This window comes from Cyanobium sp. T1B-Tous (assembly GCF_024345475.1).
Classification (GTDB): domain Bacteria; phylum Cyanobacteriota; class Cyanobacteriia; order PCC-6307; family Cyanobiaceae; genus Cyanobium_A.
The window spans coordinates 1-10822 of the sequence record NZ_JAGQBE010000069.1 but is presented as its reverse complement, the minus strand read 5'-3'; the positions used below and the strand labels follow the sequence as shown (position 1 = coordinate 10822).

General features: G+C 65.4%; 15 protein-coding genes. 9 read left to right on the top strand and 6 right to left on the bottom strand.

Annotated elements, in window-relative coordinates; genetic code table 11:
• The first annotated feature begins 134 nt into the window (after positions 1-134).
• The 6 genes from KBY71_RS12740 (at position 135) to KBY71_RS12715 (ending at position 3482) form a co-directional block, all read left to right on the top strand.
• Positions 135-383: an AbrB/MazE/SpoVT family DNA-binding domain-containing protein gene (locus tag KBY71_RS12740; protein WP_254929270.1), complete on the top strand. Its 249-nt coding sequence runs from the start codon at positions 135-137 to the stop codon at positions 381-383.
• Positions 380-778: a type II toxin-antitoxin system VapC family toxin gene (locus KBY71_RS12735; protein WP_254929269.1), complete on the top strand. Its 399-nt coding sequence runs from the start codon at positions 380-382 to the stop codon at positions 776-778. The genes KBY71_RS12740 and KBY71_RS12735 overlap by 4 nt, the downstream gene beginning before the upstream one ends.
• A gap of 286 nt (positions 779-1064) precedes the next feature.
• Positions 1065-1379 carry a hypothetical protein gene (locus KBY71_RS12730; RefSeq protein WP_254929268.1) on the top strand — a complete coding sequence of 105 codons (315 nt, stop codon included), beginning with the start codon at positions 1065-1067 and terminating at the stop codon, positions 1377-1379.
• Between the two features lie 157 nt (positions 1380-1536).
• Entirely contained in the window at positions 1537-2619 is a 1083-nt protein-coding gene (locus KBY71_RS12725; protein WP_254929267.1) for a polysaccharide biosynthesis protein, read from the top strand.
• Between the two features lie 200 nt (positions 2620-2819).
• A complete protein-coding gene (locus KBY71_RS12720) occupies positions 2820-3065 on the top strand; it encodes an AbrB/MazE/SpoVT family DNA-binding domain-containing protein (RefSeq protein WP_254929266.1) in 246 nt (81 codons plus the stop codon).
• Positions 3066-3092: 27 nt separating this feature from the next.
• The gene (locus tag KBY71_RS12715) at positions 3093-3482 is read left to right on the top strand and encodes a PIN domain-containing protein (protein WP_254929265.1); all 390 of its coding nucleotides are present in this window, start codon (positions 3093-3095) and stop codon (positions 3480-3482) included.
• A 422-nt stretch (positions 3483-3904) separates the two neighbouring features.
• Here the strand turns inward: KBY71_RS12715 and KBY71_RS15205 are convergent, their stop codons facing one another.
• The 4 genes from KBY71_RS15205 to KBY71_RS12700 form a co-directional block, all read right to left on the bottom strand.
• Positions 3905-4174, bottom strand: a complete 270-nt coding sequence (locus KBY71_RS15205; RefSeq protein ID WP_396095454.1) for a type II toxin-antitoxin system PemK/MazF family toxin — start codon at positions 4172-4174, stop codon at positions 3905-3907.
• Positions 4175-4188: 14 nt separating this feature from the next.
• Positions 4189-4416, bottom strand: coding sequence for a ribbon-helix-helix protein, CopG family (locus KBY71_RS12710; RefSeq protein WP_254929264.1), 228 nt, complete (start codon positions 4414-4416; stop codon positions 4189-4191).
• Between the two features lie 166 nt (positions 4417-4582).
• Positions 4583-5017, bottom strand: coding sequence for a hypothetical protein (locus tag KBY71_RS12705; RefSeq protein ID WP_254929263.1), 435 nt, complete (start codon positions 5015-5017; stop codon positions 4583-4585).
• Positions 5018-5148: 131 nt separating this feature from the next.
• Positions 5149-5703, bottom strand: a complete 555-nt coding sequence (locus KBY71_RS12700; RefSeq protein ID WP_254929262.1) for a hypothetical protein — start codon at positions 5701-5703, stop codon at positions 5149-5151.
• A 471-nt stretch (positions 5704-6174) separates the two neighbouring features.
• Here KBY71_RS12700 and KBY71_RS12695 point away from each other — a divergent pair, with 471 nt between their 5' ends.
• Complete coding sequence (locus tag KBY71_RS12695; RefSeq protein WP_254929261.1) at positions 6175-7281, top strand: IS110 family transposase; 1107 nt, start codon at positions 6175-6177, stop codon at positions 7279-7281.
• 96 nt (positions 7282-7377) lie between these two features.
• Here the strand turns inward: KBY71_RS12695 and KBY71_RS12690 are convergent, their stop codons facing one another.
• Entirely contained in the window at positions 7378-8901 is a 1524-nt protein-coding gene (locus KBY71_RS12690; RefSeq protein WP_254929260.1) for a peptide ligase PGM1-related protein, read from the bottom strand.
• A gap of 72 nt (positions 8902-8973) precedes the next feature.
• On the opposite strand from KBY71_RS12690, the gene KBY71_RS12685 reads away from it, so the two are divergent.
• Positions 8974-9249, top strand: coding sequence for a SemiSWEET family sugar transporter (locus tag KBY71_RS12685; protein ID WP_254929259.1), 276 nt, complete (start codon positions 8974-8976; stop codon positions 9247-9249).
• A complete protein-coding gene (locus KBY71_RS12680; protein ID WP_254929258.1) occupies positions 9246-9770 on the top strand; it encodes a hypothetical protein in 525 nt (174 codons plus the stop codon). Before KBY71_RS12685 ends, KBY71_RS12680 begins: the two co-directional genes overlap by 4 nt.
• Here KBY71_RS12680 and KBY71_RS12675 read toward each other — a convergent pair.
• The coding region (locus KBY71_RS12675) for an HDIG domain-containing metalloprotein (RefSeq protein ID WP_254929257.1) at positions 9767-10822 on the bottom strand (1056 nt) is incomplete at its 5' end. The two genes, KBY71_RS12680 and KBY71_RS12675, sit on opposite strands and share 4 nt — an antisense overlap.

The following is a 10822-nucleotide window of genomic DNA, read 5'->3' as shown; positions in this document are numbered from 1 at the left end:
GCCACAGAAACCAATCTAATCAGCAAGGAAAAAACGCCTTACAATCAAGATTGAAGGTGCCCATTGCAATGGTCGAGCCCCCAACGCAAAGGCGCAAACGATCGCGGTCCCTCACCGTCACCCGCAAAGGGCAGGTGACGCTGCGCAAAGATCTCCTGGCCCATCTGGGTATTCAGCCTGGCCAGCGCATTGATGTGGAGGTGCTGCCTGGCGGCCGGCTGGAGCTGCACGCCGAGCAAGCCACCGGCAGCATCAACGGCTTCATCGGCCTACTGGCAGGCCGCAGCAGCCACTGCGCAAGCTTGGAGGAGCTGAATCAGGCCGCCTCCGCCGGCTGGGCCGGGCTCGGCGACGCAAACGCCCAGCCCAGCACAAGCCCATGAAAATCACGGCCGACACCAACGTGCTGGTGCGCGCCCTGGTGCAGGACGATCCCGAGCAGGCCAAATCAGCCTGTGGACTGCTGGAGCAGGCGGAGCTGGTGGCGATCCCCCTGCCTGTGTTGTGCGAACTGGTTTGGGTGCTGCTCCGTGTCTACCGCTTCTCCAACCACGACTGCGTCAGCGCCATCGAAGCGCTGCTTGCCAGCAGCAGCGTGGTGGCCGATCGACCGGCCGTGACAGCCGGGCTCAAGCTGCTCGCATCGGGCGGCTATTTCGCCGATGGCGTGATCGCTTTCGGTGGAAGGCAGCTGGGCAGCCAGCAGCTAGTCACCTTCGACTGCGAAGCAGCGCGTCTGCTGAGCGAAGCCGGCGAACCCGTGCATCTGCTGCGGTGATGCCCGCACACCCAAATAACTCTCTGCGTGGAACTTGGCTGGAGGGCTGGCACAGCGGAGTTCAAGCGCCTCGCCCCTGCCTCAGGCTCGAGCTTTCTCCTCCTTAGGGATATTCGCCATACACTCAACAGCTCGCGCTAAGCCCGGATGCCTTCACCACAGGGTGCGTCAGGCGCATCTAAATCACCACTGTTCAGGAATCTGTACAGCCCGTACAGAACGATGGACACTGCTCGCACCACCCATCCCACCGAGCCCCTGTCGCAACTGCGGCGGGGGCTTTTTTATGACTTTTAGCGCTCTCACCTCCCAGCTGTTGCGGCTCGCGCCCCTGCCGCGCCGCCTGTTGCTGATCGCCGCCGATGCCCTGTTCATTCCCTTGGCGGTGTGGCTCAGTTTCTGGCTGCGCCTGGCCCATCCCTTCAACGCCAACTTTCTCCAGAGCCTCTGGATGATGCCGGCTGCCCTGCTGATCGGCGTTCCGCTCTACGCGTTCACCGGTCAATACAAGGGCCTCACCCGCTACGTGGGTAGCCAGGCCCTGTATCGCCTGGCTGGCCGCAATGGGCTGCTGGTGGTGTTGTTGGTGCCGTGGGGGTGATGCTGCGGCTGCTGCTCACGGGCTTCACCGGCGCGGTGCGCTTCGCATTGCGTGATTTGTTGGTGAGCCTCCAGAACAAGCCCCGTCACGCCCTCATCCGCGTGGCCGTCTTCGGCGCCGTGAAATCAATGGCATCGCAATTCAGCCGCCCCAGATCTTGCGCGAGCGCCGCGGCGATGTGGATCAGGTGTTGTTGGCGATGCCCTCCCTCAGCCGCAGCCAGCGCCGCCGCATCGTTGACGATCTTCAACCCCTCGGCATCCCCGTGCTGCAGGTGCCCTCGGTGGAGGAGATCACCAGCGGCCGCACCCGCATTGATGACCTGCGCCCGGTTGCTATCGAAGAGCTCCTCGGCCCCGGCATCGCCGGCCAGGTGGTGCTGGTGAGTGGCGCCGGTGGCTCGATCGGCGCCGAGCTCTGCCGTCAGATCCTGGCGCTCAGGCCCCGCCGCCTGGTGCTGCTTGAGCGCAGCGAACCCAGCCTCTACGGCATCGATCAGGAACTGCGCCGCAGCCTTCCGGCGGGAGTGGAGCTGGTGGCCGTGTTCGGTAGCGCCACCGATGGCCAGCTGGTGAGCCGCGTGCTGCAGGAGCAAGCCGTGCAGGTGGTGTTCCACGCCGCCGCCTATAAACACGTGCCCCTGGTGCAGGCCAATCCCCTCTCTGGCCTGGCCAACAACGTGCTCGGCACCCTGGTATTGGCCCGCGCTGCGGCTCGCTCTGGTGTGGCCAGCTTCACGCTGATCTCCACCGATAAGGCCGTGCGCCCCACCAACGTGATGGGTGCCTCTAAACGCGCTGCCGAGCTGGTGATCCAGGCCGCCGTGCTCGCCCGCGGTGGCGACCTGTTCCTGCTGGATATGGGCGAACCAGTGCGCATCCTCGATCTGGCTAAGCAGATGGTGCGCCTCAGCGGCCTGTCGCTGCGCGATGCCCAGCACCCCGAGGGCGATATCGAGATCGTGTGCACCGGCCTGCGCCCCGGCGAGAAGCTCTACGAAGAACTGCTGATCGACGCCGAAAGCGAACCAACCAGCCATCCGCTCATCTTCCGCGCCACTGAACGAGCCATCCCCCCCGAGCAGCTCTGGCCTCAGATCGAGGCCATGGAGGCCGCCATTCGCTGCCAAGACGCCCATGCCGCCCTCGACTTGCTGGCCCAGCTGGTGCCCGAGTGGCAGCGGGGTGAGGTTGGGGGCCAGCCCCAGTCGGCCCATCCAGTGGAGGTGGCTCAAGACTGAAGCATGTGGGCTGTTCAGCCGCAGTTCTTTATTGTTGCCCAATTTATGTGTTTATGCTCATAAAATAGATATTGTTCATTTCCCGTGTGTGGCTCTCGTGGGGTCACTTGCAGTGGCCGGATGCCGGCGCGGGCAATCCAGCCCTAAAGCGTGAATGATCCTGGCTAAAGTTCGGTAATTCACTCGGTTCGCTCTAGGCCATGCGCAGCACCATCACCGCCCGTGGCCAAACCGTTATCCCTGCTCCGATTCGGGCGCGCTTCTCCCTCGGTCCATCCCAGCGGCTGGAATGGATCGTTGAAGCCGATGGCTCCATCCGGGTGGTGCCGGTGGATCTCTCGCCGGTCAAAGCCTTTCGCGGCATGGGCCGACGTGGTTGCTCCAGCCAGCGCTTGCTTGCTGACCGCGAAGCCGAGCGGCAGGCCGAGCAGGCTGCTGGCCACTGATTTCTTACTCACTGAATTGAGTGCCAGATGGGATCGCTACTCCTGCTCGACACATCGGCGCTGCTCACCCTGCGCGACGACGAACCCGGTGCTGGACGGGTTGAAGAGGCGCTTGAGCAACCCGGGCGCTGTTACGCCTGCTTTCTCAGCCGGATGGAGGTGCTCTACCGCGTCTGGAAAGACGAAGACGAGCGCGCCGGCCGCCTCGCCTACGAGCAACTCAAGGCACTGCCGCTGCACTGGGTGGAGGTTTCAGAGCCCCTGCTCGAGCAGGCCGCCAGCATCAAGGCCCGTCATTCCCTGTCGTTGGCTGATGCCTGGATCGCGGCGGCCGCGCAACAGGTGGGTGCCACCCTGCTGCACAAGGATCCTGAGTTTCGTGCCATCGCCAACCTTCCGCAGGAATGGCTCGGTTGATCGCCTGAGAGGAGGACGCCGTAATTCAGGCCTGGCTGTCGACTCGTTCCGTGCTTACGCGGATGTCCTTGTCAGTACAGGTGTTCTAAGCTGTGCTCAGGGTATGGGCTGGTTACGGTGTTCCATGGATTTGACTGTCAAGGCTGGATCACGCCTTTTACCAATTACGTCCATGTCAACCTACTGGGAGCCGCTTCCTTAGATCTTCCGCAGCAAGCAGGATTTCCTTGCATAGCTGCCGCCGTGGCCGGCGGCCATAGAACATTGAGCTGGCATTCAACCGTCGAGCTGAAAGTGCAGTGATACGAGCTGGAGCAGAGAATGCTGCAAATGCGGAAAGAAAACTAGCGGCTTGACGAGCACAGCTCAGCCTTTCACCCTTAACTAGTCAGGGCAGCTCCAGCCAGCTGCGCAGGGCTTGATCAAGTTCGGCAAGGGTTCCTGATTCCAAAATCCCCACCACGGCACCTAGAGCGGCTGTGGGCACTGTGAATAGCTTGTCGGCTGGGGTTCACGGGAATGCACACCAGTGGTGCCTCCAGCAGGGTGCTGGTCAGCGGACAGAGCGTGACGCTTGGATGACATTGAAGCCAGCGATTGGCCTGCACCACCACGGCTGGTCTTGGCTTGCCTGAGTACACCCCATAGGTGGCAATCGTCACGATCAGCCCCCGTTGTAGAGCCACCGTCATGCTATCCAACTCCGTCATGCGGTCCAATCAGGCCAGTCTGGAAGTTGCTCACTCCAGTTGGTTTTGCTGCTGTGTTCAGCAATCAAGGCCGACTGACGCTGAACTTGATCGTTGTTACTGAATCGCTGCGCATACTGCGCGATTGCCTCACGCACACAAGCCCTACGACTCTTTCCCCTGCTGAGCTCTAGCTGATCCAACTGCTGCTCAAGCTCGGGCTCTACACGCACGCCGATCGCCATTGTGGGTCTCGTTAAACGATCTGTTCAGCTAACTAGCGCCCTCTTTGCGTATCGACTCATCTGTTGATGTCTTTTCCCCTCTGGCCCGAACCCTTTAGGCCCGGCTCCACACGATGGATGACGACTTCCGGGGCCTCGGCGACGACGGGGGCAGCCCTGTGTTGCCTCAGCCGGCGTCAAACAACCGCTTGCCGTCGGCACGTTTCTGGTTCAGGCGTCGCGATTCCCGCCGCGTGAATTCGCTCACCGTGGGGTTGGCCACCACCGGATCCACATGGGCCACCTGCTCCCACAGATCCCGCGGCGCCCAGCGCACCGTGTGCTCTACCCGATCGTGCTTGATCACATGGCACCAGCGGCTGCTGCCGCACGCCGGGCAGAACAACTCCTCGAGCCACTCGTTGCTCAGCACCAGCACCGGGTAGGCCTGGATCACCAGCTTGGCGGTCTTATCGGCCATGCCCCGGGCTTTGAGTTGCTCGGGGGTGAGGAGGTGCAGGAAGTACTTCTTGCCATTGCCCTCAATCCGTTGCTCCGGATGGGCCGGGCAGCAAAGCTGGCGGCGTTGGGGCCGGCGGGAGCGGCGGGGTGTGTCGCTCAAGGGATGGCATTAGCTGAATTGAAAGTAGCGCTGCTGCGCCACCTCGTCATTTTTGGACCCTTTTGATGCGTTTATGGTCATAAGCCGGTACTTTCGGCGTCGGCGCCGTCCTGGTTGGGCTCGATTGACGCTCAGCTGGTGGTGGCTTGCGTCACAGCCATAAGCTGGGGGCCATCACAGCGGCTCCAGGCGCTCTGGGCCGCCGGCGTGGCCGCCACGCCGAGTTTGGCGAGCGCCTGGCGTGCCTCGCTCTTGCGGGTCGTCAACTCTTGGCGCCGCGCCTCCTGCCCGGCTTCCCAGCGCTGCCGCTCGGCCCCATCGGCCTCCCGCCAGCGGGCCAGGGCCTGCTGGTAGCGCTCCTGCTCCAATTCCTGGTCGTCGCGGGTGAAGCGCGCCAGGACCGTCGGGTCGGGCGCCGCCGGCCGCGGCAGGGGCACGTAGCTGCGCTGGCTGAGCCGGCCGAGGTCGCTGCTGTAGCTGGTAAGGGCCTGCACCTGCTGGCTAACCGCCGCTTGTTGGCGCCGGCAGCGGCTCACCAGGGCGCCCTGCTGCCGCAGCCGTTCCACCGCCGCCTCCCGCTGCCGCTCCGCCTCAGCCCGGCGGTCCCGTTCTGCACCGTTGCAGCCCACCAGCAGAAGCCCCAGCAGGGTTGCCGCCACCAGGCCCGCCCCAGTTCGCTGGCCCATGGCTGGTCTCAGGCGCCCCAGCCGTCGAGCTGGGGGTTGGTGCTTTGGATCGCCTGGTACAGCTCCTGCCGCGTGCTGGGCAGTGCTTTGAGGCGAAGGATGGAGAGGGCCTCCTTCCGCTGCATGGCTGCTCTGGAACTCCCTCCAACCAACCGGATCGGATCGCCCCTGTCAAGCCACTCAGCCCTGCGGCCCTTGAGCCTGTGGCGCCAGGCGTGCGCTCCAGGATTCCGTACAGCTTGTACTGCGAGTATCAGTTCACCCCCGCCAGCGGCGTGACCCGCTTTTGTACTGGCCTCGTGCCTTGTTTCTGATTTGTCGGCTGTTGGCGGTGGGTTCCATCAGCACGCCCGTGGTGACCTGATAGGAGCCTGGTCGAGAGGTCCCAACCGCTGCGCGGAAGCCAAGGGCTACGCAGTCCTGTCCAGCGAGCGGTGCTGATGGTGCTCCCTCACCACCATCCACCAACGAATGGCACCATCAATCCTGACATCGCTGCCCAATGCCGCGGTGCTCATCGGCGTTGACACCCACAAAGACCAGCACGTCGCGGTGGCTCTTGATCGCCATGGCGCCGTGCTGGGCCACCTGCAGATCCCTGCCACCAGTAAGGGCTACCAAACCCTTCTCGATTGGGCTGTTGGCCATGGCGCCCTGCAGCCATCGGATCTGCTCGTTGCCCTGGAGGGCAGCGGCTCCTATGGCGCGGGTCTTTGCCGCCATCTCCTGGCCGCTGGCTGCAGCGTGCGGGAGGTGAGTCGTCCCAACCGTCAGCTGCGCCGTCAGCACGGCAAGGACGACTGGATTGATGCAGAGATGGCGGCACGGTCTCTGCTGGCTGGTACCGCCACCGCAGAACCCAAAGCCAGCGATGGCCCGGTGGAGATGCTGCGGCTGCTGAAAAGCACCAAGGATTCCGCTGTGCACGCACGCACCAAAGCGATCAACCAACTCAAAGCTCTGCTGGTCACCGTGCCAGCCGCCCTGCGCGAGCAGCTGCAGAACCTGCGCAACAAGGAGCTGCTGCAGCGCTGCGCTCAGCTGCGGCCTGGTGCCATCACCACACCCCTGGCCGCTGCACGCCTGGCGTTGCGCTCACTGGCCCGGCGCATCCAGCAGCTCAGCGCTGAAATTGAGGCCTTGGTCCTGCAGCTCGATGCAATCACCAACGAGCTGGCACCACAGCTCAAGGCGGCCAAAGGCATTGGCACCGACAATGCCAGTGCGCTGCTGATCGCCGCTGGTGACAATCCCCAACGACTGCGCTCAGAGGCCGCTTTTGCCTCCTTATGCGGTGTGGCACCCATGCCCGCCAGCTCAGGCAAGACCCATCGGCATCGGTTGAACCGAGGCGGTAACCGCCAGGCCAATAGCGCGCTGTACCGGATTGCCTTGATCCGCCTGCGCTGGGATGAGGCCACCCGTACCTACGCAGAACGCCGAACCGCACAGGGCAAAAGCAAGCTGGAGATCATCCGCTGCCTTAAGCGGTTCATCGCCCGGCAGGTCTACAGGTTGCTGGTGCCGACCAATGGCCAGGCCAGCACGTGCATCGATGGGCAGACGCAGCCCTGTTGACATGCATAGGAGCATCAGAATCCTGGACACTTCTGCACCGCCTTTCCTCCCCTTCGCTCCCCGAGGATCTGCAACGCCAGCAGCTGCTCCAAGGCGTCAGCTAGGGCCCTCGTGCCCGAGCCGGCCGGCTCCCCGTAGCAGCTCCGCTTCCGTTGCCGCATACACCGCTTCTGCTTCCGCGGCGCTGCGGCCGATGCAGGTCATGCCGAGCTTGCCGTATTGCGACAGGCAGCCCAGCAGGTGAAACACGCTGCCGCGCAGCTGGGACGGGTCGAAGTGCAGGCCCGCCTCAGCCACGATGTCGATCAGATCCACCGGCAGCAGCCCGCGCAGGTGCGGCGCCGTGAGGTTGTCGGTGGCCTTGTAGTGCAGGGCCGGGCCGCTGGGGGCGTGATACAGCCCGCTGGCTGGATCGAGGCTGCCGCTGGTGATGGCGCTTAGCGCCATGTAGGGGTGGGTGGTGCCGCCCTGGCGCAGGTTCACCTCGATCGCCTGCAGATCCCAGCGATCGCCAAAGCGCCGGGCGATGAAATCCACCGCATAGCGCTCCAGCGCGCCCTCTGCCGCTAGCGCCTCGCCCACCGCCTGGCCGTGGCGCATCAGCTTGGCCCGGTAGGACTCGGCCGCCGGGAAGCTGCAGCCCAGGTAGGTCTGGCCGCTGGGGCCGCCTAGCACCTGCTCATGGCTCGAGAGCACCTCCACCGCGCCGGCCTGCCCTCCCCTGCCGGGATAAATCGTGCCCTGCACGCTTGGTGAGCTGAGCTCCTCCCCTCCCTCCAGCCAAGCCTCCACCAGCGCCCCCTGCACCGCCAGCTGCTCCTTCCAGCTGGCTGCAGGCATCGGCAGCACTTCCAGGGCCTGCCGCAACCGCCGCCGCCGCTCAGCGCCGCTGAGCCCGGCCAGCTGCAGGGGTTCGAGCGGCAAAGGGGCATTGCCCTCGCCGCTGAAGCCCTCATTGAGCTTCACCACGCATTGGCGCAGCTCGGGGTGGGCTTCCCACAGCTCGGCGGTCGCTTCGCACAGGTCGTCGAGGTTGTGGGTGAGGGCCGAGCCGGGGGGGTGGGGCACGCCGCAGCGGGCGAACAGCTCCCGGCTGCCGGCCTTGCTGCCCCAATAGCCCAGGGCTGGATCGGTGCCCAGCAGCGGCACCTGCAGCCGCTCCGAGAGCTGGCGTTCCAGGTCGCTCACCACAAAGCAGTTGATGAAACTGCGCCCCGGCCGCAGCAGCTCGGCGATGCGCCCCAGCAGGGCCGGCCGCTCCAGCAGCTTGGCGGTGAGGGGCCGGTTGGAGGCGTCGTCGGTGTCGACCAGGTGCAGCCGCCGCCGCGCGTGGGAGGTGGGCACCCCCGGCAGCAGCTCCAGCACCGCATCCACCACCAGCTCCCCCAGCGGTTTGCTGGTGGCGTACACCATGCGCACCCCCGGATCCCGCAGCCGGATCAGCGAAAACAGCTGGCGCTCCTCATAGTGGTGGGCGCCGGTCACCAGGTCGATCTGGTCCTGGTCCATCGACAGCGACGGCACCATCAGCACGTCCACATCCGGCCCCTGGGCTGCGGTGCTCTGGCCCCACTGCGGCTGCAGTTGGGCCTGGAGCTCGCGGAAGCTGAGCAATGTCATGGGAGTGGGGGCAGGATCGAGTGCCAGCTCCCATGCTGACGGCACGCTCGCCCAATCCCCATGGCAGTTCCTTTGGTTAGTCCTGCTGTGCGCGCCCTTGGATACCTGGCGGCGTTGCTCACCACCTTGAGCTTCTTCCCCCAGGCCCTCAAGACCCTGCGCAGTGGCGACACCAGCGCCATCTCCCTGCGCATGTACGGCCTATTTACCGCCGGCATTGCCCTGTGGGCCATCTACGGGTTTTACACAGGCGATGGCCCCTTGATCGTGGCCAACCTGGTCACCCTGGTGCCCGCGGGGATCGTGTTGGAGCGCAAGCTGCAGTCCCTGCGCGCTCCGCGCCGATGAGCGCCCGGATCCGCCCAGCCCTGGACTCGCTGCTGCACGGCCTGATCAGTCTGGGCCTCGGTGCCCTGCTGGCCGCCTTCATCCTGGCTGGTGCCAGCCAGCAGGGGGGGCAGGGCAACTCCCAGCTAGCTGCCGACAGCCTGCGCATGCTCTGGTCGCCGGCGATATTTGCCGGGGTGGGTGTCCTGCTGATTGCCAATGGGCTGCTGCGCTGCCTGTGGCTGCTGCTGAAGAGGCAGCAGCGGGCTAAGCCCGTGCTGGTGCGGAGTACTCCTGGGCGCACCGTTGCTGCTGAGCCGGCTGTCGCCGAGTTAGCACCGCCGCCCCCGGATGCCTACCGGCGGGCCTGCGCTGAGCTTGGAGTCGAGCCAGGCAGCGACTGGGCCCTGGTGCGCTCAGCCTGGCGCCGCAACCTGCCCCAGTGGCATCCCGATCAGGGCGGCGCGCTAGATGTCTGGCGGCGCAAGCTGGCGGCCTACACCCTGCTCGAGGCCTGGCAGCAATTTGAGGAGCCGCGCTAGGCGCTGTAGCCCTTTCTGGCTGGGATCGGGTAGGCGATGCGCCGGTGGCGCATCCGCCGCCACACCCGCACGAAGGCCCGGATCAGTAGTTCCAGTTCGGCCCGACTGATGCCGCTTTCGGCTAGCTGGTTGTCGTCTTGGCGAGCTTCGATGATGCGGCGCACCATCTGGCGAGCCTCGCTTTCGCAAGTGCCGGGCGGCAGGGAGCGCAGGGCGGCTTCGCAGCCATCGGCCAGCATCAAGATCGCCGTCTCCCGGCTGCGGGGCGTTGGCCCCCGATAGCGGAAGCGCTCCTCGGCAACGCCCGGATCCCGTTCGCGGGCATGGTGCAGGAAGTAGCCCATTTTCAAGGTGCCCTGGTGCTCTGGAATGAAGTCGGCCAGGGGCCGTGGCAGCCGGTAGCGGCGGGCCAGCTTCAACCCCTCATCCACATGGGCCTGCAGGATGGCGGCGCTGGCGAAGGGGTCGTCAAGGCTGTCGTGGGGGTTGGCGCCCTCACCCTGGTTCTCGATAAACCATTGGGGGGCGTGCAGCTTGCCCACGTCGTGATACATCGCCCCGGTGCGCACTAGGTCGATGTCGGCCTGGATGGCCCGCGCCCCCTCCTCAGCTAGGCCCGCGATCATCAAGGTGTGCTCGAACGTGCCGGGTGCTTCCACAGAGAGCCGCCGCAGCAGGGGCCTTTGCAGGTCGGCCAGCTCCATTAACCGCGCCCGGGTCACCAGGCCAAAGAAGGTTTCCACCAGCGGCCCCAGCAGCAGGCCCGCCATCAGCAGCCCGCCCAGCAGCAGGGCTTCGCTCACGAGGTCCACCCGGGCCACCGCTCCCGGCCCCTGCCGCCCCCATTGCAGTAGGAGCCACTGCAGCAGCAGCCCCGCGCCGGGCAGCAGCACCGCCAGTTGCAGTAGTTCGGCCCGGCTGCGCTGTCGTCCGGCCGCCAGGGCCGCCACGCTGCCCACCGCTGCCGCCACCAGCAGCCACACTGCCATCAGGGCCGTGATCGGCATCGGCCACAGGAAGCTGGCTGCCGCCAGCCAGGCCAAGCCGCAGGG

Coding starts and splice junctions, on each gene's coding strand:
- KBY71_RS12720 (WP_254929266.1), top strand. CDS start 2,820: ATGCGCAGCACCATCACCGCCCGTGGCCAAACCGTTATCCCTGCTCCG.
- KBY71_RS12700 (WP_254929262.1), bottom strand. CDS start 5,703: ATGGGCCAGCGAACTGGGGCGGGCCTGGTGGCGGCAACCCTGCTGGGG.
- KBY71_RS15205 (WP_396095454.1), bottom strand. CDS start 4,174: ATGACGGTGGCTCTACAACGGGGGCTGATCGTGACGATTGCCACCTAT.
- KBY71_RS12735 (WP_254929269.1), top strand. CDS start 380: ATGAAAATCACGGCCGACACCAACGTGCTGGTGCGCGCCCTGGTGCAG.
- KBY71_RS12695 (WP_254929261.1), top strand. CDS start 6,175: ATGGCACCATCAATCCTGACATCGCTGCCCAATGCCGCGGTGCTCATC.
- KBY71_RS12730 (WP_254929268.1), top strand. CDS start 1,065: ATGACTTTTAGCGCTCTCACCTCCCAGCTGTTGCGGCTCGCGCCCCTG.
- KBY71_RS12710 (WP_254929264.1), bottom strand. CDS start 4,416: ATGGCGATCGGCGTGCGTGTAGAGCCCGAGCTTGAGCAGCAGTTGGAT.
- KBY71_RS12715 (WP_254929265.1), top strand. CDS start 3,093: ATGGGATCGCTACTCCTGCTCGACACATCGGCGCTGCTCACCCTGCGC.
- KBY71_RS12680 (WP_254929258.1), top strand. CDS start 9,246: ATGAGCGCCCGGATCCGCCCAGCCCTGGACTCGCTGCTGCACGGCCTG.
- KBY71_RS12690 (WP_254929260.1), bottom strand. CDS start 8,901: ATGACATTGCTCAGCTTCCGCGAGCTCCAGGCCCAACTGCAGCCGCAG.